This is a genomic window from Pseudoalteromonas sp. SG45-3, assembly GCF_014164075.1.
GTDB lineage: Bacteria > Pseudomonadota > Gammaproteobacteria > Enterobacterales > Alteromonadaceae > Pseudoalteromonas > Pseudoalteromonas distincta.
Genome location: NZ_JACJEN010000002.1, coordinates 285568 through 306935, shown reverse-complemented (window position 1 = coordinate 306935; position 21368 = coordinate 285568). Strand labels below are relative to the sequence as shown.

General features: G+C 39.3%; 19 protein-coding genes. 5 read left to right on the top strand and 14 right to left on the bottom strand.

Annotation, left to right across the window (positions count from 1 at the left end):
* Positions 1-22 precede the first annotated feature (22 nt).
* The gene (locus H5126_RS03760) at positions 23-595 is read left to right on the top strand and encodes a mechanosensitive ion channel domain-containing protein (protein WP_138489650.1); all 573 of its coding nucleotides are present in this window, start codon (positions 23-25) and stop codon (positions 593-595) included.
* A 104-nt stretch (positions 596-699) separates the two neighbouring features.
* Here H5126_RS03760 and H5126_RS03755 read toward each other — a convergent pair whose 3' ends face one another.
* From H5126_RS03755 to H5126_RS03745, 3 genes are read right to left on the bottom strand one after another with little or no spacing between them, the layout of a single operon-like run.
* Entirely contained in the window at positions 700-1758 is a 1059-nt protein-coding gene (locus H5126_RS03755) for a succinylglutamate desuccinylase/aspartoacylase family protein (RefSeq protein WP_002961978.1), read from the bottom strand.
* Positions 1745-2650 (bottom strand): 30S ribosomal protein S6--L-glutamate ligase, encoded by a 906-nt coding sequence (rimK, locus tag H5126_RS03750; protein WP_002961977.1) that lies wholly within the window; start codon positions 2648-2650, stop codon positions 1745-1747. The genes H5126_RS03755 and rimK overlap by 14 nt, the downstream gene beginning before the upstream one ends.
* Before the next feature lie 2 nt (positions 2651-2652).
* Complete coding sequence (locus H5126_RS03745; RefSeq protein WP_002961974.1) at positions 2653-3087, bottom strand: ATP-dependent zinc protease; 435 nt, start codon at positions 3085-3087, stop codon at positions 2653-2655.
* 287 nt (positions 3088-3374) lie between these two features.
* Here H5126_RS03745 and H5126_RS03740 point away from each other — a divergent pair, with 287 nt between their 5' ends.
* Positions 3375-4346 carry a zinc transporter ZntB gene (locus H5126_RS03740; RefSeq protein WP_024605062.1) on the top strand — a complete coding sequence of 324 codons (972 nt, stop codon included), beginning with the start codon at positions 3375-3377 and terminating at the stop codon, positions 4344-4346.
* A 57-nt stretch (positions 4347-4403) separates the two neighbouring features.
* On the opposite strand, the gene H5126_RS03735 is transcribed toward H5126_RS03740, so the two are convergent.
* From H5126_RS03735 to H5126_RS03690, 10 genes are all read right to left on the bottom strand, one after another.
* Positions 4404-5576, bottom strand: coding sequence for a polysaccharide lyase family 7 protein (locus H5126_RS03735; protein WP_182721139.1), 1173 nt, complete (start codon positions 5574-5576; stop codon positions 4404-4406).
* Positions 5577-6205: 629 nt separating this feature from the next.
* On the bottom strand, positions 6206-6541 hold the full coding sequence (gene rraB, locus H5126_RS03730) for a ribonuclease E inhibitor RraB (protein WP_002961968.1): 336 nt from the start codon (positions 6539-6541) through the stop codon (positions 6206-6208).
* Positions 6541-7254: a 1-acylglycerol-3-phosphate O-acyltransferase gene (locus tag H5126_RS03725; protein ID WP_182721140.1), complete on the bottom strand. Its 714-nt coding sequence runs from the start codon at positions 7252-7254 to the stop codon at positions 6541-6543. Before H5126_RS03725 ends, rraB begins: the two co-directional genes overlap by 1 nt.
* A gap of 162 nt (positions 7255-7416) precedes the next feature.
* Complete coding sequence (parC, locus tag H5126_RS03720) at positions 7417-9711, bottom strand: DNA topoisomerase IV subunit A (protein ID WP_024605066.1); 2295 nt, start codon at positions 9709-9711, stop codon at positions 7417-7419.
* Positions 9712-9721: 10 nt separating this feature from the next.
* Entirely contained in the window at positions 9722-10816 is a 1095-nt protein-coding gene (locus H5126_RS03715; protein WP_024605067.1) for a sorbosone dehydrogenase family protein, read from the bottom strand.
* Positions 10817-10845: 29 nt separating this feature from the next.
* Positions 10846-12735: a DNA topoisomerase IV subunit B gene (gene parE, locus H5126_RS03710; RefSeq protein WP_002961961.1), complete on the bottom strand. Its 1890-nt coding sequence runs from the start codon at positions 12733-12735 to the stop codon at positions 10846-10848.
* A 107-nt stretch (positions 12736-12842) separates the two neighbouring features.
* On the bottom strand, positions 12843-13403 hold the full coding sequence (locus tag H5126_RS03705; RefSeq protein WP_002961960.1) for a YqiA/YcfP family alpha/beta fold hydrolase: 561 nt from the start codon (positions 13401-13403) through the stop codon (positions 12843-12845).
* Positions 13388-14173: a metallophosphoesterase gene (locus tag H5126_RS03700; RefSeq protein ID WP_002961959.1), complete on the bottom strand. Its 786-nt coding sequence runs from the start codon at positions 14171-14173 to the stop codon at positions 13388-13390. The genes H5126_RS03705 and H5126_RS03700 overlap by 16 nt, the downstream gene beginning before the upstream one ends.
* Positions 14160-14618 carry a DUF1249 domain-containing protein gene (locus H5126_RS03695; RefSeq protein WP_002961958.1) on the bottom strand — a complete coding sequence of 153 codons (459 nt, stop codon included), beginning with the start codon at positions 14616-14618 and terminating at the stop codon, positions 14160-14162. Before H5126_RS03695 ends, H5126_RS03700 begins: the two co-directional genes overlap by 14 nt.
* Positions 14619-14644: 26 nt before the next feature.
* Positions 14645-15271, bottom strand: a complete 627-nt coding sequence (locus H5126_RS03690; RefSeq protein ID WP_182721141.1) for an NUDIX domain-containing protein — start codon at positions 15269-15271, stop codon at positions 14645-14647.
* 151 nt (positions 15272-15422) lie between these two features.
* Between H5126_RS03690 and tolC the strand changes: the two genes are divergently transcribed.
* The 3 genes from tolC (at position 15423) to H5126_RS03675 (ending at position 18433) form a co-directional block, all read left to right on the top strand.
* A complete protein-coding gene (tolC, locus tag H5126_RS03685; protein WP_182721142.1) occupies positions 15423-16778 on the top strand; it encodes an outer membrane channel protein TolC in 1356 nt (451 codons plus the stop codon).
* A 111-nt stretch (positions 16779-16889) separates the two neighbouring features.
* Positions 16890-17819, top strand: a complete 930-nt coding sequence (gene lpxL / locus H5126_RS03680) for an LpxL/LpxP family Kdo(2)-lipid IV(A) lauroyl/palmitoleoyl acyltransferase (RefSeq protein WP_002961955.1) — start codon at positions 16890-16892, stop codon at positions 17817-17819.
* Positions 17820-17860: 41 nt separating this feature from the next.
* The gene (locus H5126_RS03675) at positions 17861-18433 is read left to right on the top strand and encodes a toxin co-regulated pilus biosynthesis Q family protein (RefSeq protein ID WP_002961954.1); all 573 of its coding nucleotides are present in this window, start codon (positions 17861-17863) and stop codon (positions 18431-18433) included.
* A 71-nt stretch (positions 18434-18504) separates the two neighbouring features.
* On the opposite strand, the gene glnE is transcribed toward H5126_RS03675, so the two are convergent.
* Complete coding sequence (glnE, locus tag H5126_RS03670) at positions 18505-21300, bottom strand: bifunctional [glutamate--ammonia ligase]-adenylyl-L-tyrosine phosphorylase/[glutamate--ammonia-ligase] adenylyltransferase (protein WP_182721488.1); 2796 nt, start codon at positions 21298-21300, stop codon at positions 18505-18507.
* Between the last annotated feature and the right edge of the window lie 68 nt (positions 21301-21368).

The window sequence follows — 21368 nt, the reverse complement described above, 5'->3', positions numbered from 1 at the left end:
TTATGAAAGTTCAGGACCTAATGTGGAAATAATAGAAGTTTTAGAATTGTTTGCATCACAATATAAGTTAGTTGTAACTATAATCGCTATTTTGGTTTTCCCTCTTCTATTAAAAATAACCAAAAAACTACTCGAAAAAGCGATTAAAGGCAAAGTAGATTTGCACCGAAAATACCGTGCAGAACTTTTACTAAAAATTATACTCGCCTTTGTAGTACTGTGTTTGGTTTTAGTATTTTGGGGTATAGAGCTGCGTGGTTTATTGGTTTTAGGCTCTTCTTTATTTGCCATGTTAGGGGTAGCACTTTTTGCCGCTTGGTCATTATTGAGTAACCTCACCGCATTTTTACTGATGTTTATTCAAAACGATTGCCGCGTTGGTTATTGGGTACGAATTATTGATGGTGCGAATCATGTTGAAGGGCGCATTGTTGAAATGGGCTTAATGAATGTAGTACTTGAACATATTGATGGGCACCGTGTAATTTACCCTAACAATTTATTTGTGACCCGTCCTGTCATGGTTTTAAATAAAGAACCAAAGCCAACTAAAACCCCTGTTATAAAGCGTATTATTGGTCCTAAAAAAACATAGTTTAAAAAGCATCGTTGATAAAGCAATGTCCACAAAAAAGCCGCAGTAAGTAATTACCTACTGCGGCTTTTTAATGCTTAGCTAAACAGAATTTAGTTTAGCTATTAGTTATTTAGTTCAGCTGTTTTAAGCTCGTCATCTAAATCATTTATCTCATCAATAAAGTTCTCTAGTTGCTGCTCTACTAAACTATTGTCGTTTGCAAAGTAAGCAAGGTGGAATACCGCATCACCTTCATTTACCAATGGCATCGTTTGCTGACCAATAACAATACCGCCTTTAGGCGCTAAAAGCTCAAGCTCAGAATCCCCTAGAGGGCTACTTATATATGCAAGCACTTGCCCTTTAGTTACATGCTCCCCTAGTGATACTTGTGCACGCACAATGCCATCAACCTCTGCACGTATCCAACTAGTCGAACCTGCAATAATAGGATCTGGTAACTTTTTAGGGCGCTTGCCACGGATCATTTTTAAATGGCGCATAACATAATCAACGCCCTGCACACCTGCCGCAATAGCGATAGGGTCAAAGCGTAGCGCTTCGCCTGCTTCATAAGTAATAACAGGTATACCTAAATTTGCGGCTTCACTGCGTAATGAACCATTACGAAGGGATGCATTTATAACCGCCGGCGTACCAAATGCTTTAGCCATTTCAGCGGTTGCTTCATCTTCTAAATTAGCGCGAATTTGCGGCAAATTAGTACGATGAATAGCGCCAGTATGCAAATCAATAATGTGAGTACAATGTACTGCCACTTGATTAAAAAACATATAAGCCATACGCCCAGCTAATGAACCACGTTCAGAACCTGGGAAGCTGCGATTCATATCGCGTCTATCTGGTAAATAACGCGATTTGTGAATAAAGCCAAACACATTCACAATAGGCACAGCGATTATTGTTCCGCGCAATTGGCTTGGATCTATTTTAGCAAGTAACTGACGCACAACTTCTACACCATTTAGCTCATCACCATGAATAGCCGCACACACCATAAGCACAGGGCCTTCCATTACACCATTAACCACTTCAATAGGAATATTAAGTGGTGAATGGGTGTAAAGCTTAGCTGCTTCTAAGGCAAGCGTTTTACGCTCGCCTACGCCTACATTTTCTCCTAATAAGGAAAAAGGACGGTTAATTTTAACCTTTGCCACGTGTTGCTGTTCCTTTACTTGAGGCATTTTTTTCGATGAAATCAATTACCATACCTGCAATATCTTTACCTGTTGCTATTTCAATGCCCTCTAAACCTGGTGATGAGTTAACTTCCATCACAAGTGGCCCACGAGATGAGCGAAGTAAATCAACTCCCGCTACATTTAAGCCCATTGATTTAGCCGCTGCTACTGCCGTTTTACGTTCCTCTGGAGTAATGCGTACTAATGTAGCACTACCACCACGGTGAAGGTTGGAGCGGAACTCACCTTCTTGTGCTTGGCGCTTCATTGCTGCGATTACTTTATCGCCTAGTACAAAACAACGTATGTCTGCACCACCCGCTTCTTTAATATATTCTTGAACCATAATATTGGCTTTTAAGCCCATAAACGCTTCAATAACACTTTCAGCTGCTTTGCGTGTTTCAGCAAGTACAACACCAATGCCTTGTGTGCCTTCAAGTAATTTAATTACAACAGGTGCACCGCCTACCATTTCTAGTAAGTCTTTTACGTCATCAGGTTTGCTGGCAAAACCTGTTACTGGCATACCAACGCCTTTGCGCGAAAGTAACTGAAGTGAACGTAATTTATCGCGCGAACGAGAAATAGCGACTGATTCGTTTACAGGATAAACGCCCATCATTTCAAACTGACGAAGTACCGAACAGCCATAAAATGTAACTGATGCACCAATACGCGGGACAATTGCGTCAAATTCTTTTAAGTTTTCACCGCGATAGTGAATTTCTGGTTGCTCAGAGTTGATATTCATATAACAACGCAATGCATCAATCACTTTAACTTCGTGGCCGCGTGCTTCTGCTGCCTCAATTAAGCGACGTGTTGAATATAGCTTTCTGTTACGAGATAAAATACCGATTTTCATAGTTAAACCTTACGACCTAATAGTTGAGATAAAGCCGGGTCAACGACTATACGATTTTCCATGGCTGTACGCCCTAATAACATTCTAAACTTCATTGTTGCACGGCTTGTTAAAGTAAGCTCTATCGGCCAGCTATGCTCGCCTGCATGTAATGTAGTTTCTATAAAGTAGCGTAGCTCTTTTTGCCCACTTGAGCTGGTTACGTACTTCATTTTTTTAACTTTTGCATTGCAAGTGACTTGTGTTTGTTCATCATCTTGCAGTGGTTGGGCCGTAAATTTAACCCATTTTTCTGAGTCAACTTCGTATTCTTCAATGTTAATTGCATGAATACATGAAGTGCGAGCGCCAGTATCAATTTTTGCTTTTATCTCGTTAATACCAAGCTCAGGTAAACTTAACCACTCACGCCAACCAACTGTGATCTTTGCTGTCATAAATGTGCCCTTAATAAAAAAGTGACTTATACGCTACAGGCCAAAAAACACCAACGAAATAAATTTATCTAGTCGATTAGTAAATTAAATTGATCTTTTTAAGCAACTGGTCACACAATGCACGCCTTGCTAAGCCGTACTTTAATGCCACTTTGCTCAACACAGAGGCTCTGCATATATTTTGCTATTTAAGCTTAACTTATTAAAAGTAAAGGTAAGCCTGTAAGCAACTAAGTAGATACACTATAGTTAACAGTATTAAAAATACACTATTATGAGAACTAATTATGATTAATGGTTTACTACATGCACTTGTACTTGATGGACAAGGCGGCGCTCGTCCTATTGGAAGCACTAATGAGCTAAATAGCTGGCAACCAAGCCAAGGTAAACTTTGGGTGCACATGGATTATAGCCAAAGTGAGGCAGTTGAATGGCTCAAGGCACAGCCTCATTTAAACGATTACGAACTAGAGTCTTTAATTGCTGATGAAACACGCCCACGTATTACGGCTACAACTAACGGGCACATGTTATTTTTACGTGGTGTAAATTTAAATCCAGCACAAAGCCCTGAAGACATGGTTTCAATTCGTTTATTTATTAGCGAAGACATTCTTATTACTACCCGTAAGCGCCGTTTATTATCGGTGCAAGATACGCTCGCCTGTTTAAATGAAAATAAAGGCCCATGCAACATTTCTGAATTAGTGTGCTCTATTACACAAAAATTAACCTCACGTATGCAAAGCGTTATTGACTCACTAGATGAAACACTCGACGAGTTTGAAGAAGAAATAGATGAACCAAGTAAAAAGTTTGACAACCAAGGCTTATCACAATTGCGACGCCAAACTATTGCCTTAAAACGTTATTTAAAACCGCAAAAAGAAGCCCTTAGCTCAATGGTAAATAACCACTACCTATGGTTATTAGATGACGATAAAGCAAAACTTAATGAAACCACTAACTTATTAATTCGTTATCTTGAAGAGCTAGATAGTTCGATTGAGCGTGCGCAAATTATTCAGCAAACAATCACTAACCAAGTTTCTGAGCAGTTAAACCAGCGAATGTATGTTATGTCTGTAGTGGCAGCACTTTTTTTACCACTGGGCTTTTTAACGGGGCTTTTAGGTGTAAACGTAGGAGGTATTCCTGGTACAGAGAGCCCTTATGCGTTTAGTGCTTTTGTCATATTTTTAATTGTGCTCACTGGCGGTATTGGTGTGTATTTTAAAAATAAAAAATGGCTGTAAATTAAAACGCATATTTAATATGGCCACTCAATTGAGTGGCCATAATTAAGTGGCTACTTAGTTTGTTTGACGGGTATAAGTAACATTAGTCATTGTTACTTTTGATTGGGTAATGCCTAAATCTTCAAAGCAATTTTTGAATGAATTAGAGTTACCTGATTCACCGCATTTATCTAGAGTATTTGGATCTTGAGACTGTAAGTAGTTACCAAACTTAAAGTAAGATTCAGAATCATCTTCTACAGGAATACCAAACGAATTACCTAGTGCACTTACATCTACATCGCCGTAATTATTTACCACTCGCAAGTTAAATGACTCACCGCTTGTAATAGTACCTAGCGCAAATTTTTCTTCATTGCCACTGGTATTACGCAAACGAACATAGACATCAAAAATGCCATTACCCGCTACGCTGTCGTTAAAACCTGATTCATCAGTATCTGAAACATACACTTTAGAAATAGTCCCAGTATCGCTGGCGTGGTGCTGTGAAATAATTGTTTTACCGCCATCAGACATTTCAACTTTTACAGTTGCTTCAAATACTTCGTAAGACTGTGTCATGGCAACACGCAAGCTTTCTTTTACCTTGTACTCATGACGCCAGCCATTCCCGTTAGGCGTAATATGCTGTGCCTCCAAAGGTACAAACACTAACGTACTATCGTTAACTAACGGGTTAGGGCTATCCCCTTCTAAATCAAAAACACTACCACTTGTAATGCTGCTTGGAATCGTTGTACCGTCTCCAGATCCTGCACCATCATCAGTGCCACCGCCATTATTACTGCCCTCAACTAATGTAAAATTATCAAAGCGTACATCACTTGAGCTATTGTAATGCTTAGCAAATACTTGCAGTGAATTGGTATTCGCTGAAGTAAACGTTTTAGTTACCTTAGTCCAAGACGATACATCAAAGGTTTTGTTTTTAAATAAACCGTTTAAGTCGTTAACCCCAATCTGCCCTTTACCAAGTACATAAGCACTTAACGTATATTCAGTGTTTGGCTGAATATTTACTAATTGATAAACACGTGCAGGACTACCCTGAATTTTTAACGATTTAGATCCGCTATATGCATCAGATGAAATAGCCGCTGGCTCAGTTTCGTTCCAACTACTAAAACCGCTTTCAAAGCCAGGGTTATTAATAGTTGCAGCGTGAGATAACGCTGAGGTTGCAGTAATTGCAGTGCAAATAAACAATTTCTTGTGGTTAATCATTATCTTTATTCCTTTAAACCTGAACATAAAAACAACCTAACTACTTAGGTTAGTGAAATTCACTAACACTTAGATCTTACCGCTATACAGGTTTTTAATTGTGTATGAATAGTAATGGTAATTTAAATGGCAAATAAAACTTACCAATTAACATTACCAAAAAGTATACCCGAAGGCGGGGTAAAGGTTATATTTATTGTTACCAATATGTCAACACAGTGTGGTACAGCAAATAAGTATTACTTCCATCTTTATTACTACTTAAAAACAAATTTAATTTTCAATTTAATCAAAACATTAGATTTTATTAAGTAACGAATTAATTTTTAAAAATAAATTTTAATTTCAGACATAAGTACTAAAAAATAAATAACACTGCTTACCAATAATTATGGGTAATATTAATTTAGTATGAATAAAAAACAAAAATAGAGATAAATTCAAGGGTAATTTTAAATTGGTAATAACCGCATTTAAATTGGTAATAACAATATTTAAATTAGTAATGTGCATTTTTGATTTATATAGAGGCTAGTGAGTGTATTTAAAGCTTAAATAGGGGGTAAAACTAAAAAAGCGAGCATTGTTAAATGCTCGCCTTTACTATTTTTCTAATGCTGGGTAATTAATTACTCTTGAAAGTAAGTACCCCAACCGTCGTATTCAACGTCGCACTCAACGGCTAGTTGCGCTAGCTTATCAACGTCTTCCATAATAACGTCTACATCTAGCTCAGCTTCAACTACAATGTCAAAGCTCCAAATTTTACTGCCATCTTCAAGCTCAAGCTCTGCTGGCTCTTCAACATCGTAGCCTAATTTAAAAGCAGCCAATGCAGCTTGCTCTAGTTTAGGGAAGTCTTCACACACAAAATGGTGTTCTACTTCATAAAGTATTTCAGGATCTGATCCATCTTCAAGTAGTGAACTTACGATGTCTTCACTTATTTCACGCCAGTTTTCCATTATTTTTCTCTCACTTGAGCATCTAATTCAGTTATTTTAGCAGCCATAATGCTATGCACGCTTTTAGCATGCTCACGCGCGCTAATTTCTTTATCAAGCGGTATAGGCGCTAACATTTCGATGTGAATTGTACCATTATCCCAACGATTTAGCTTAATGGTTTTATGTGTTGTATTCATACATACTGGAATCATGGGTACATCTGCGCTCATTGCGGTGTGAAACGCGCCAGTTTTAAACGGCAATAAACCTCTTCCGTAACTTCGTGTACCTTCAGGAAACATCCATACAGATAAGCCATTCTTCTTAATTTTTTCGGCTGCTTTTGAAATAGTTCCCGCCGCTTTGGAGCGATTAGATCTGTCTATTAATATATTACCCGACAACCAGTAAAGCTGACCAAAAAACGGAATCCACTTTAAGCTTTTTTTACCTAAACTTACGCAATTTTTTGGCACCATTGCTGGCACTGTAAATAAGTCGTAGCTATTTTGATGATTAGCAACATAAACTGCAGGGCCTGCATCAATTGCATCTTTATGACGTATTAAAACTAATTTAACGCCAATCATTTTAGCCATTGAGCCAAACCAGCCCGCTATAATATGTACATTATTGGGATGAAATGGTCTTATAATCGAAAGTAATAAACCAAAAATACAACTGAATAATATAAACATCAGCATAATAAAAACGCGTATAACAGCTAGCAAATGAGTTTCTCCAAAGATCAATTATGATCATTATAGCGTTATTTTGTGACACAGACGAGTCAATAGCGCACAAGTGTACGCTGAAATATGCAAGCTCTTTATTTTAAAACAAAAACGGCCTGCAAATGCAGACCGTTTTTATTTATACAAAAAAGTAATTGGTTACTCTTCGTTAATGGCTTCTATTGGTTCATCATCTTGTGGGGTTAGCTCAACAACGGCTTCGTCAACACGCTGTAAGCCGCGCGGTAGTTTATTACCCCTACGCCCTCGCTCACCATGATAATGCTCTAAATCACTTGGTTTAAGCGTTAGTTTACGCTTACCAGCATGAAGCGTAACACTGCTTCCTTGTGGTACAACAGCAAGTACTTTTACAAACTCTTCACGGGCTTGTACTTTAGCACCTGGTATAGAGATGATTTTATTACCTTTACCTTTGCCTAACTTTGGTAAGTCTCGCAGCGGGAATAAAAGCATTCGACCTTCGTTAGAAATAGCCATACAGTAATCGCTAGCAACATCGTTCACTCTAATAGGAGAAAGTAATATTCCACCCTTAGGGACACTTACCAGCGCTTTACCATTTTTATTTTTACTCACTAAGTCTTTAAAGTCGGTAATAAAGCCGTAACCTGCATCTGACGCCATAAGCAATACTTGCTCGTCTTCACTCATTACCACGTGCTCAAAATTAGCACCTGGTGTTAAGTTAAAACGACCTGTCATTGGCTCCCCTTGGCTACGCGCCGAAGGTAGACTGTGCGCATCAGTTGCAAACGCCCGCCCTGCTGAATCTAAAAATACCGCAGGTTGATTACTCTTACCACGAGCAGAGGCTCTAAAGCCGTCACCTGAGCGATAATTTAAGCCTTGTACATCTAAGTCATGACCTTTACCAACGCGTGCCCAGCCTTTGTCTGATAGCACAACAGTAACTGACTCTGACGGAATTAAATCTTTTTCGTTAAGTGCTTTCGCTTCTGAGCGCTCAATCACTGGCGAGCGACGATCGTCACCGTACATTTCAGCGGCTTCTTGAATTTCTTTTTTAAGCAGTGTCGACATACGACGTTCTGAGCCCAAAATTTGCGCTAATTTATCACGCTCTTTGGCTAGTTCATCTTGCTCACCGCGAATTTTAAACTCTTCAAGTTTTGCTAAATGACGAAGTTTTAATTCTAAAATAGCTTCTGCTTGCGTATCAGTTAAATCAAAGCGCTCCATTAATACAGGCTTTGGTTTGTCTTCGCTGCGGATGATTTCAATCACTTCATCGATATTTAAAAAGGCTGCTAATAAACCTTCTAAAATATGCAAACGTGCTAATACTTTATCTAAACGATACTGCAAACGACGACGCACTGTTTCGCGTCTAAATGTTAGCCACTCACTTAAAATACAGCGCAAGTCTTTAACTTGCGGGCGACCATCTAGGCCTAGCATGTTTAAGTTTACGCGGTAATTTTTTTCAAGATCGGTGGTTGCAAATAAGTGCGCCATTAATGGCTCAGCTTTAATGCGGTTTGAGCGCGGAATAATTACAATACGCGTTGGATTTTCGTGATCTGACTCGTCACGTAAATCAGCAATCATAGGTAATTTTTTAGCGTTCATTTGCGCTGCAATTTGCTCAAGTACTTTACCACCTGAACACTGATGCGGCAGCGCTGTAATAACAATATCGCCATGCTCTTCGGTGTAAACCGCACGCATTTTGATAGACCCACGACCGGTTTTATATATTTTATGAATATCGGCTTTTGGGGTAATTATTTCAGCATCTGTTGGGTAATCTGGTGCATGTACAAGCTCAAGTAATTCTTCAAGCTCTGTTTTTGGTTTATCAAGTAATAAACAACATGCGCTAGCCACTTCACGTACGTTATGTGGCGGAATATCTGTTGCCATACCTACGGCGATACCCGTTATACCATTGAGTAAAATATGCGGTAAACGAGAAGGCAATACTACAGGTTCATCCATGGTGCCATCAAAGTTTGGCGTCCAATCAACAGTGCCTTGGCCAAGCTCTTTAAGCAGAACTTCAGAAAACTTAGATAAACGCGCTTCGGTATAACGCATTGCTGCAAAAGATTTAGGGTCATCTGCCGCACCCCAGTTTCCTTGTCCATCTACCAAAGGATAGCGATAAGAAAACGGCTGCGCCATTAATACCATAGCTTCGTAACAGGCACTGTCGCCGTGTGGATGGTACTTACCAAGTACGTCACCCACTGTACGGGCTGATTTTTTGTACTTAGCGTTAGCTGACAAGCCCAGTTCGCTCATCGCATAAATAATACGACGCTGTACTGGTTTTAAACCATCACCTACATGCGGTAGGGCACGATCCATGATTACGTACATGGAATAATTTAAATAGGCGTCTTCGGTAAAACGCCCCATTGTTTGTTGCTCAATTCCTTGCATTAGCAAGGTATCTGTATCACTCATTAAAGCTTACCTAGTTTTTCTTATAGCTTACACGGTAGATTACATTGGCGTAATCATCGCTTACTAACAGACTGCCGTCACCTAATTCTGCAAATGCAACAGGGCGTCCAAATGTTGTTTCGTCTTTCATAAAGCCAGTAATAAATGGCGTATATTTAGTTACGCGACCTACTTCGATTGTTGCAAGGCCTACTTTATAGCCAGACTTTTTAGAACGGTTCCATGAGCCATGTTCAGCAACAAATAATTGTTGCTTATAACTTGCTGGAAATTGCTTACCGTTATAAAAATGAATACCTAGTGGCGCCACATGCGCTGGAAGTGCAAGTGCTGGCGATGTGTAATCGGCAATGTTTTTACCTTCACCAAACTCAGGGTCAATAATTGCACCGGCATGAACATACGGAAAGCCAAAATGCTCACCTTCTTGCGTTGCACGGTTTAACTCATCAGGCGGAATATCATCGCCCATCATGTCGCGACCATTATCGCTAAACCATAAGGCTTGAGTAGCAGGATGAAAATCAAAACCCACTGTGTTTCTAACGCCTTTAGCTATTGTTTTTATTTGTTTTGTTTCTACATTAAGGGCAAAAATACGACCAAAACGCTCATCCTCAGCACAAATATTACACGGTACACCCACCGGAATGATTAATTCTCCCGTTGGTGCAAAACGTAAAAATTTCCAACCATGATGACGCTCACTCGGTAGTTTGTTATAGACCACATCAAACTTTGGATCTTTTAATTGGGTATCAATATTTTTAAAGCGAATAATACGATGCACTTCGCCTACATATAAATCGCCATCTTTAATTGCTATGCCAGAGGGCATGTTTAAGCCTTTAGCCACAACAATTTTTTTATCTGCTACGCCGTCGCTATTGTGATCAATAAGCGCATATACGTTGCCTGCTTTACGAGAGCCAACATACACAATACCTTTTTTTGAAACGGCTATTTGACGTGCATTTTCTACATCATTTGCAAATAAACTAATTTCAAACCCAGGTGCTACGGTGAGCTTATCAAGTATATTTTTAGCCATTGCAGGAGCGCTAGTCAGCCCAAGTAACAGCAAACTTCCTAGTAATTTTTTCATTCGTCTCTCCTAGTGTTAGGCACAAGCAATTAAACGAGCGCCTTGTTACCATGATCTTCTAACCATTGACGACGATCAGGCGATCGTTTTTTAGCAAGTAGCATATCCATCATTTCCATGGTTTCTACTTCTTCATCAAGCGTAAGCTGCACTAAGCGTCGTGTATTAGGATCCATAGTGGTTTCACGAAGCTGTAACGGATTCATTTCACCCAGACCTTTGAATCGTTGTACGTTTACTTTTCCGCGTTTTTTCTCGGCTTCTATGCGCGCCAAAATAGCGGTTTTCTCTTCTTCATCTAGGGCGTAATAAACTTCTTTGCCAATATCTATTCTAAATAATGGCGGCATTGCAACATACACATGCCCTGTTTTTACTAATTCTGGAAAATGACGAACAAACAGTGCACATAACAATGTTGCAATGTGTAATCCATCCGAGTCAGCATCGGCCAGTATACAAATCTTATTGTAACGCAGTCCCGACATATCTGTTGATTCTGGGTCAATACCCAGTGCCACTGAAATATCATGTACTTCTTGTGATGCTAGTATTTGCCCCGACTCTACTTCCCAGGTATTTAAAATTTTACCACGTAGCGGCATAATTGCCTGAAATTCACGGTCTCGCGCTTGTTTAGCAGAACCACCAGCAGAATCACCTTCCACTAAAAACAGCTCGGTTCGGTCATTATCGGCAGCACTACAATCGGTCAATTTACCTGGTAATGCAGGCCCTGCAGTAACTCGTTTACGTACGACTTTTTTAGCTGCACGCAAACGGCTTTGCGCGTTTGAAATACATAACTCAGCTAATAATTCTGCGGTATCGGTATGTTCATTTAGCCATAAACTAAACGAATCTTTTACAACACCCGATACAAATGCGGCACATGAACGTGATGAAAGTTTTTCTTTGGTTTGCCCTGCAAATTGTGGATCTTGCATTTTAACCGACAATACGTAACTACAACGCTCCCAAATATCATCCGGTGTTAGCTTTACGCCACGAGGTAGTAAATTTCTAAACTCACAAAACTCTCGCATTGCTTCAAGCAAGCCTTGGCGCAGACCATTTACATGTGTACCACCTTGCGCAGTAGGAATTAAGTTTACGTAGCTTTCCGCTATTGATTCGCCACCTTCAGGTAGCCATACAACAGCCCAATCAGCGCCTTCAATTGAGCTTTTAAATTCACCTACAAATGGGTCTTGCGGTAATGTTTCAAACCCTTTAACGGCTTCAATTAGGTAATCTTTTAAGCCAGTTTCGTAAAACCATTCTTTGGTTTCTTTTGTTTGCTTATTAACAAACTTAATACGCAGTCCTGGGCATAAAACCGCTTTGGCTTTTAATAAATGATTAAGCTTGGTAATTGAGTAGTTTGGTGAATCAAAGTAGCTAACATCAGCCCAAAAACGAACGGTGGTACCTGTATTGCGCTTACCAACAGTACCAATTACGCTCAAATCTTCTACTTTATCGCCATTTTCAAATGCCATTCTGTATTGTTGAGCGTCGCGCCTTACGGTTACTTCTACACGTGTAGATAAGGCATTTACTACAGAAATACCTACACCGTGTAAACCACCCGAAAATTGGTAGTTTTTATTAGAAAACTTACCACCGGCGTGTAACTTAGTGAAGATTAGTTCAACCCCAGGGATACCTTCCTCAGGGTGAATATCAATAGGCATACCACGTCCGTCATCGCTCACTTCGAGCGAGTTATCTTCGTGGAGAATTACGTCGATACGAGTAGCGTGGCCCGCCATAGCTTCATCGACACTGTTATCGATAACCTCTTGGCCTAAATGGTTTGGGCGTACGGTATCGGTGTACATCCCTGGGCGTCGTTTTACCGGATCTAATCCATTAAGTACTTCAATGGCTTCGGCGTTATAATTTTGATCACTCATAGTTTTTGTCTTTATATCCGCTAAGGCTCTAATACGTTTACTAGTTTTATTGTTATATGCGCTAAAGCGTTAATATAGTAACTAACCTCAGTTCAGGCTAACTAGTTTTACGTGATTTTAAGAAAATCTACAATACTTGCAAAGGTGCGTTCAAATTCAACGTAGCTATGATCGCCACCAAACTCTATCAATTGCTTGCATTGCGAATAATATTTTACTGCGTGTTGAAAGTTCAACACTTCATCTCCTGTTTGCTGCAATAAATACAGTAACTCAGGATGTGCTAATTTATCTACAGCGAGTAATTTCAGCGCCTCAATATGACTGTTATTTAAATCGTAATGATAATCTTGATACGGATTATAATTAGGCCCAAGTAATGACTGTAATAAATTATAGGGTGCGACCGCGGGATTAATGACCACTGCAGGAATTTGATAACGCTGCGATAAATACGTGGCAAAAAAACCACCTAACGAGCTACCTAATAAAACGGTATCTGGCGTTAGTAATTGTTCAAGCTCAATTATAGCTTGTAGGGGCTCGTGGTTTAAGTTCGGTACACAATAATCAACGTCATAGTTTGCCATAAGCTCACCAAAGCGCACAGCTTTATATGATTTTTGTGAACTATTAAAGCCATGAATATAAATTACGCGCTTAGCCATACCACTTCCGTTTTTACTTCGACTTTATCTTTTTTACTCTTTATATTTAGCATTCTGTAAGCAGGCCCTGCATTTTTTTGCTCCCACTTTGGAGTGTATTTTACAAACTGCACTGAACTGGCAGGACTTGCATATATAGGCAAGCCTCTAAAGTTTTGTTCATAATCGTTGTGTACATGACCATGAAAAAGCGCAGATACATTATTACTATTAACTAAAATATTTAAAAGCTGTGGACCATTTTCTAATAAGTGCTTATCAAGATAGCCATTTATTGGCAGCGGATTATGATGACAAAAGATAACTTTACTATTATTCGAGTTGACTAAAGTATCAGTTATTTCATCTAAATGCGCGCCAGTAACCCATCCTGCGGGCGTGGGCCCTTTAGAATTAATAAGAAGCAGCTCAACCCCGTTAGCAATAATATGTTTAGCCGAATTTATTTTTCCGCCACTTATGCGATTAAGCATTACTAGTTCATCATGATTACCTGGTACCCAAAATACAGGGCAAGTGATGTCACTGGCATTTATAAGTTCACTAAATAATAAGTACGATTCGAAACTATGGTCTTGTGTTAAATCACCACCAAAAATTACGCAATCTACTGGCTGCTCAGCGATGTGTGCCAAAGCTTGTTCAAAATGAGCTGCAGTATTTGCATTAAAATATTCACCATTTTTATCTGCAAATAAATGGCTGTCGGTAATATGCGCAATGCACAAAGATGATTTATCAAATGTATATGTATCATCAAACCAAGCCATTATTTACATCCCAATTTAATGTTGCTTGCCCGTGCTCTACACAGGCCACTAACCAGTCGTATAAAAAAGCATTAAGTTGATACTTTTCATCTTTTTGATGCATTTTAGGGTTGGGGTATCCGTACGATGGTTTTATGCGTTGATGGTAATCGTGATGAATAATTTCAGCTACTTTCGCATCATGATACAAGCGAGCCGTTAAATACAGCGGCGCTATCCCTTTAACCATTCCTGTTAGCTGCTTAATTGAAATATCCATAGTGTATTTTGCGCTGCCATCAATTTTTGTAGCAAATTCACTGTTGCCAAGTTTTACTTCACGAATGCTTCCTATATTGCGCTCGCTCGGTAACAACTTTAATAGTCGCACATAGTTATGCTCACAAAGTGTTAAATACTTTGGGAGGCTTTGAATATATCGATTTGTTGCTAATTGTGCTGTCAAAGTTCCGCCATAATATTAGTAAGAGTTTATGCCCATTTGCTTGCCATTTTTTCGCGATTTAGCGCAAGCCACTGCATACAAATAACCGTTGCCGCATTATCCATTTCACCGTTATTGAGGCGCATTAGCGCATCATCAACCGATAAAATATGAGTTTTTATATCCTCGCCTTCAGTTTCAAGACCATATACACCTGATTTCACTTGGCTTAAGTCAGTACGCGCTAAATATAAATGTAAGCGCTCAGTTGTACCACCAGGGCTTGATAGGTATGAAAGCATAAATTCAAGTTCAGTTAATTCAAGCCCAGCTTCTTCATACGCTTCTTTTTTTACAACTGATTCGTAATCCGTACTGCCATCAGTCATTCCGGCTATACATTCTAGTAGCCACGGCGAATGCTTACTTTTAATAGCGCCAATACGTATTTGCTCAATTAAAAGAACAGTATCTGATATTGGGTCGTAAGGGAGTACTGCAATTGCATCGCCACGTTCTAATATTTCTCGGCTAATTAGCTCTGATTTTCCACCCGCAAAAAGAGCATGTTCAAACTGGTACAAATCAACCTGAAAAAAACCTTTATAAAGGTTTTTTATTGGCTTTAAATTTACATCTTTATGTGTAAATTGAACGAGCTTTTTATCAACCACGTGCCTACCTCCTACTTATCTAAAGCTTTAAAATGCGTTAATATATTCTGTTACACTTGAACATACTGTTTTACTAATTATTTTTTTTGTTATGCAGTAAAACAGGTTAACATGCTTTTAGTACAAAAATTGTCTAAGGACCGAACCCCACATGAAAAAGAACATTCTTGCGGCGCTAGTTAGTTTATCATGCGCATTAGGTGCAACAGCAGTGAAAGCTGAAGATTTACTACAAGTTTTTGAAATAGCGACAGCTAACGATCCTACTGTTTTAAAAGCAAAAGCCCAAGCCGATGCGCAGTCTTACCAAAGCGATTTGGCGATGAGTGCACTATTACCTCAAATTGGTTTAACTATGGGTTATACGAAAAGCGATGCAACGTCGTACCAAAGCGTTGGCGACCTATCTAACCAAGTAAAAGTTGAAAGTGATACAGACCAATTCTCTCGCGGTGTAAGTTTAAGCCAAACATTATTTGATTTAGGTGCTTGGAACACTTTAGATATTGCCGATAAGCAAGCTCTACAAGCAAGCGGCCTATATGATGCAGCTAAACAAAATTTAATTATACGCGTTGCTGAAGGTTATTTTAACGTATTAAGTGCCAGTGATAACCTTGAATTTGTCGAAGCTGAAAAACGTGCCATTGCACGTCAACTTGAGCAAACAAAACAACGTTATGCAGTAGGTTTAACAGCTATAACAGACGTACACGAAGCACAAGCTCAGTTTGATAACTCAGTAGCCCAAGAAATTATTGCCAGTAATGCTGTAGAAACTGCACGCGAGCAACTTCGTGAGATAACTGGTAAATATCACGAAAAATTAGACTTTTTAAATACAGATACTTTCTCAACAACTAAGCCAACTAAGCGCTCAAGCGACTTTGTTAAAGTAGCTGAAGATAAAAATATCAACTTACAAGTCTCTAAAGTAACGGTTGATATTGCAAAAGATCAAATTGAATTAGCAAAAGCAGGTCATTATCCAAAACTAACTCTAAGTGCAAGTTATGGTGACTCTCTTACAGACACTCAAATAAATGGCGCTAATTTTGATGACCAACCGCGTTCAGACTCTAGTTCTGTTGGGCTTAACTTTAGCGTACCTTTATATTCAGGTGGCGCAACGGTTGCTGCAACTAACCAAGCGCGTGCGTTTTACGTATCAGCGAGCCAAGATTATGAAACAAATTACCGCGCAGTCACTCGCACAGTAATTACATCTTATAATCAAGTTGTTTCAGATATTGCGACTTACAAAGCGCTAGAGCAAGCGGTTGTTTCAGCTCAAAGTGCCCTTAAAGCAACTGAAGCCGGTTTTGAAGTAGGTACTCGTACCATTGTTGACGTACTAGTGAGTACGCAAAACTTATACGATGCAAAACGTAACCTTGCTGATGTGCGTTACCGTTATGTGTTATCTACCCTTCGCTTAAAACAAGCTGCGGGTACACTAACAAGTGAAGATTTGGTTGCTATAAACCAAGGTTTAAAATCAGCTTAACTTTTACAGCTAAACATAATATAGATTTATTCAAAGCCAGCATGTAGCTGGCTTTTTGTATTTTATAGCGCTTAGCGTTAAACTATCGTTTTTATTCTCAGAGAGATTTTTGTGGTCACCTCATCTCCTTTTAAAGCATCTTTTTTAGGCCCTCGATACTGGCTAACGTGGGTTGGCGTTTTATTTTTATACTTAATTTCTTGGCTACCACAAAAGCTACAGCTGGCAATGGGTAAGCAACTTGGCCGCTTAGTCCATAAATTTATGAAGCGCCGTCGCCATATTGCAGAAGTCAATATTAAGCTGTGTTTTCCTGATATGAGCGAAGCAGATCAAAAAGACCTTGTACTCAAAAATATGGAAAACACCGGCATTGCAATGGTTGAAACCGGCATGGCTTGGTGGTGGCCGCAGTGGCGAGTAAAAAGTGTATATGGCTCAATCAAAGGTTTGGAGCATTTTGAGCGCGTACAGGCATCTGGTAAAGGTGTTTTATTACTTGTACCTCATATTCTGCATCTTGAAATGGCGAGTCGTGTAATGGGATTAAAATGCCAAGGTTTAGGCTTTTACCGCCCTCACAACAACGCTCTAATGGAATACTTTACAACTAATGGCCGCCTTCGTTCTAACGAATACCTAATTGGCCGAAAAGATGTAAAAGGTTTACTAAAATCATTAAAAAACAAAAAAGTATGCTATTACTTACCTGACCAAGATTACGGCCGTAACCGCTGTGAGTTTGTGCCATTTTACGCCGTCCCTGACACAGCAACGACAACAGGTACTCTTATGTTTGCTGGCAGTAAAAACTGCGAAACTATGAGCTTAATCTCGCGTCGTGACGAAAATGGAAAGTATCATTTAGAGGTAGTACCTGAGCTTGAAAACTTCCCAAGTGGTGATGATAAGGCTGATGTAACACGTGTAAATCAACGCATGGAACAATCTGTTAATGCAGCACCAGAGCAATACATGTGGCTACACCGTCGCTTTAAAACTCGACCGGATAAAAATACCCCTTCTTTTTACAAAAAGTAATGGTATAACAATAATAGGAACAAATAAGGTGGGTAATAATCATGTGGTTTTGGATTAGACATTTATCATTTGCAGCCGTGCTAATAGCACTCGCCGTATACTTCTTAGTGGGTGATGGTTCTGTATTTGATATTAAAAAATCTAAAAATGCAGCCGCCGAAGGATTATCACGCTTTTACTCCTCCATTCGTAACCAAGTAAAAAGTAATAAAGAACGAGATCAATTTGTTTTAAAACTTAAAACACCAGAACAAACCTTGGATAGAGTATTGGCTGAACGTGCGCGAACAGTAGATCCAATGCCTACAAATTGGACTGGAGAAGTTGAACCTAGGCGCTTTGAAAATGGCACAACTCTTAAAGATGTACTTAATCAATATGCTAAAAACGAGGGGATTGAGCTCTACTGGTACTTAAGTAAAGATTACGTAGTTAAAGATCATTTTAGAGTAGACAGTAACTTTACTTCAGCACTGTACCAAATTGGGCGCGCTATAAATGATGACTTTGAGCATGAGGTTTATACTTACTTTTGCCATAAACAAAGAGCAGCGGTTATTACCGAGTTACCATCAGAATTTGTACGTACAAACTGTTTAAAACTAAAGGTTTAAGGGTTTACACATACAAAAACCCAAGCAAGCGCTTGGGTTTTTCAGTTCAATTAAATTCAATTCAATTCAATTCAATTCAATTCAAAAATACTATTCCAAATATTAGTTACGTTAGTAATATCTTGTAAAAACGTTTCTCGCGGGATCAATTTGCCTTTTTGCTCCAAGCTCAACACGTGATAACACGAGCGGTAATCAATATACGCTTTTATCAACTGCTGCTTTTGCTCTTTAGTAATACAACCTATATTTGCCGCATCCGTTAATATTCTTACGTTATCTGAGTAAACTGTAAGCTGTTCAAACTCGTTTGCGTGTTTAAGTACTAAATATTGCGTAATAAACTCAATATCAGCCATGCCACCAACATCTTGTTTTAAATCAAATTTCTCAGCATTTCCCTTCGCTAGATGGTCGCGCATTTTTTCGCGCATTTTTATTACATCAGCTTTTAGCACGGTATCATCGCGTTGCTGGCAAAGTATATTTTTACGAATTTGTGAAAAACGATCTATCAGATCGTTTTGACCTAAAATTAATCGAGCCCGAACAAGTGCTTGATGCTCCCACGTCCATGCTTGAGTTTGCTGATAGTGATTAAAGCTCTCTAAATTGATAGCCAATAAACCAGAGGCTCCTTCAGGACGTAATCGTGTATCAAGCTCGTATAAAATGCCCGATGCAGTACGGGTATTAAATAAATGCATTAGGCGCTGAGCGAGCTTTAAATAAAACTGGCGAGAATCTATCGGTTTTTCACCATTAGTTAAGCTTGAGCCATCATGATTATGCACAAACACCAAATCTAGATCTGAGTCGTACCCGACTTCTAAGCCACCTGTTTTACCATATGCAATAACAGCAAAACCTTTATTTTCATCATCTGTGCCAGGGGGCATACCAAAGCGCTTAACAGTGTTATGCCATGCAATATTAACAGCTTGGTCAACAATCGCCTCTGCCAGTACGGTTAAATGATCGCTTACTTTCATTACGTCAAGAACACCGGTTGCATCGGCGGCAGCAATTCGTAATTGATGCGTTTGCTTAAATTGCCTAAGCGACTCCATTTGCAGTTCTAAATCGTCATGCTCTATTCGTAAAAAATACTGTCTTATTTCATCTTTATACGCTGTGAGCGGGGTTGGCTTATAAAGAACTGCGGGGTCTATTAGTTCATCAAGTAATATGGGGTAGCGAGAAATATGCTCCCCTATCCATTTGCTATGACAACACAGTAAAACAAGTTGCTTTAATGCACCTTGGTTTTCGTAAAGCAATTCTAAATAGGCAGTACGCGAAATTATCTTATTAAAAATTTGGCAAACCATTGTGAAAGCTGCTGCACTGGCATTAAAGTCATTTAATTGATTTAGTAAAACAGGCATTAACTTATCAAGAGTGTCACGCCCTCGGTTACCTATATTTACCTTAGACAGCCTTAATTTAAAATCGTTAAGGGGTGCTTGCCATTCATCTCTGGCCTCTTTTAAAAAGCTCACATCACCATGATCCCAAGCACTAATAAATGCGCCTTCACAGGTATCAAGTGGCACGGTTTCCTCGCCAATCACAAGTGCAAACTCACCGTTAACTTGTTTCATCACCTTTTCTATAGTGTTTAAAGTGGCAGAAAAATCAGCTTGTTCTAATAATAAATTTAAGCGCTGCTGATTCAATTCATCATCGGGGAGTGTTTGCGTTTGCTGATCGTCAAATATTTGAAGATACTGCTCAACTTTACGTAAATAAAGGTAATTGCGCCTCAGCTCGCTTGCTTCTTGCTCATCTATAACTTGGTTAAGTGCCAACTCATTTAATGCTTTGAGTAAAGATTGGGTTTGTAAATTAGCCTCTCGCCCACCTCTTACCATTTGCAGGGCTTGCACTATAAATTCAACTTCACGAATACCACCAGCGCCTAGTTTTATATTATTAGTTAAGCGTTTACGGCGAACCTCTTGTGCAATCATTAACTTCATTTTACGCAAGGATTCAATCACCGAAAAATCAATATACCGGCGGTAAACAAACGGCTTTAAAAGCTTAATAAATTCATCCCAATACTTATTAGGAGTGCCAATTAAGCGCCCTTTTAACATGGCGTAGCGTTCCCAGTCGCGCCCTTGTTCTTGGTAGTAATCTTCAATGGCATTAAAGCTCATAACCAAAGGGCCGCTTTCGCCAAACGGGCGTAGGCGCATATCAACTCTAAATACTTGCCCATCACCGGTGGCTTGGTTAAGTGCTGCAATCAGTTTTTGTGCAACTTTGGTATAAAATACTTGGGCCTCAAGGCTTCTGCGGCCACCTTGGGTTTTTGTGCTGCGTGGATACGCAAAAATAAGATCAATATCAGAGGAATAATTTAGCTCCTGTCCGCCAAGCTTCCCCATCCCCAATACCATTAGCGGCATTGCTTGGTTTTGCTCATCAAGCGGCTCACCATTTACTTTTGCCACCTGTGCATGCGCCCATTGGTTGGCGCTATTAATTAGCATGTCAGCCAGTTGGCTTATGTAATTAATACTATCGGCAATGGGGTTATTACAGCATAAATCTAAAAAGGCGACTTTAAGCCAGTACTTTTCACGATATTGACGAAGTACTTTATGGCACTGTGCTTCATCAAGGTCAGCTAAATTCAGGTTTTTAAAAGGAGAATCTATTACTCTATTTTGTATTTCGTCTTTGCATAATAGCCAGGTATTTAAATCAGGTTGTGACTCTAAACTGCGCCAAGCAAAGTCGCTTAATGCTAATAACCTTACAACTTCACTTTGTTTACTTTGCTGCGGGTATAACTGTTCAAAGCGCATCAAGCCAAGTTTTTGTAATTGAATAGGAAGTTGCTTCACGTTACTCATCAATCCTCTCTTTTATATCATCAATAACCGTACTAGAATGATTAAAACCTAGAAAGGTTAACTTAATT

What these genes read in the sequence shown, in the direction of transcription:
- rimK (WP_002961977.1), bottom strand. Translation starts at nt 2,650, where the DNA reads ATGAAAATCGGTATTTTATCTCGTAACAGAAAGCTATATTCAACACGT.
- H5126_RS03745 (WP_002961974.1), bottom strand. Translation starts at nt 3,087, where the DNA reads ATGACAGCAAAGATCACAGTTGGTTGGCGTGAGTGGTTAAGTTTACCT.
- H5126_RS03740 (WP_024605062.1), top strand. Translation starts at nt 3,375, where the DNA reads ATGATTAATGGTTTACTACATGCACTTGTACTTGATGGACAAGGCGGC.
- H5126_RS03735 (WP_182721139.1), bottom strand. Translation starts at nt 5,576, where the DNA reads ATGATTAACCACAAGAAATTGTTTATTTGCACTGCAATTACTGCAACC.
- rraB (WP_002961968.1), bottom strand. Translation starts at nt 6,541, where the DNA reads ATGGAAAACTGGCGTGAAATAAGTGAAGACATCGTAAGTTCACTACTT.
- parC (WP_024605066.1), bottom strand. Translation starts at nt 9,711, where the DNA reads ATGAGTGATACAGATACCTTGCTAATGCAAGGAATTGAGCAACAAACA.
- H5126_RS03715 (WP_024605067.1), bottom strand. Translation starts at nt 10,816, where the DNA reads ATGAAAAAATTACTAGGAAGTTTGCTGTTACTTGGGCTGACTAGCGCT.
- parE (WP_002961961.1), bottom strand. Translation starts at nt 12,735, where the DNA reads ATGAGTGATCAAAATTATAACGCCGAAGCCATTGAAGTACTTAATGGA.
- H5126_RS03705 (WP_002961960.1), bottom strand. Translation starts at nt 13,403, where the DNA reads ATGGCTAAGCGCGTAATTTATATTCATGGCTTTAATAGTTCACAAAAA.
- H5126_RS03700 (WP_002961959.1), bottom strand. Translation starts at nt 14,173, where the DNA reads ATGGCTTGGTTTGATGATACATATACATTTGATAAATCATCTTTGTGC.
- tolC (WP_182721142.1), top strand. Translation starts at nt 15,423, where the DNA reads ATGAAAAAGAACATTCTTGCGGCGCTAGTTAGTTTATCATGCGCATTA.
- H5126_RS03675 (WP_002961954.1), top strand. Translation starts at nt 17,861, where the DNA reads ATGTGGTTTTGGATTAGACATTTATCATTTGCAGCCGTGCTAATAGCA.
- glnE (WP_182721488.1), bottom strand. Translation starts at nt 21,300, where the DNA reads ATGAGTAACGTGAAGCAACTTCCTATTCAATTACAAAAACTTGGCTTG.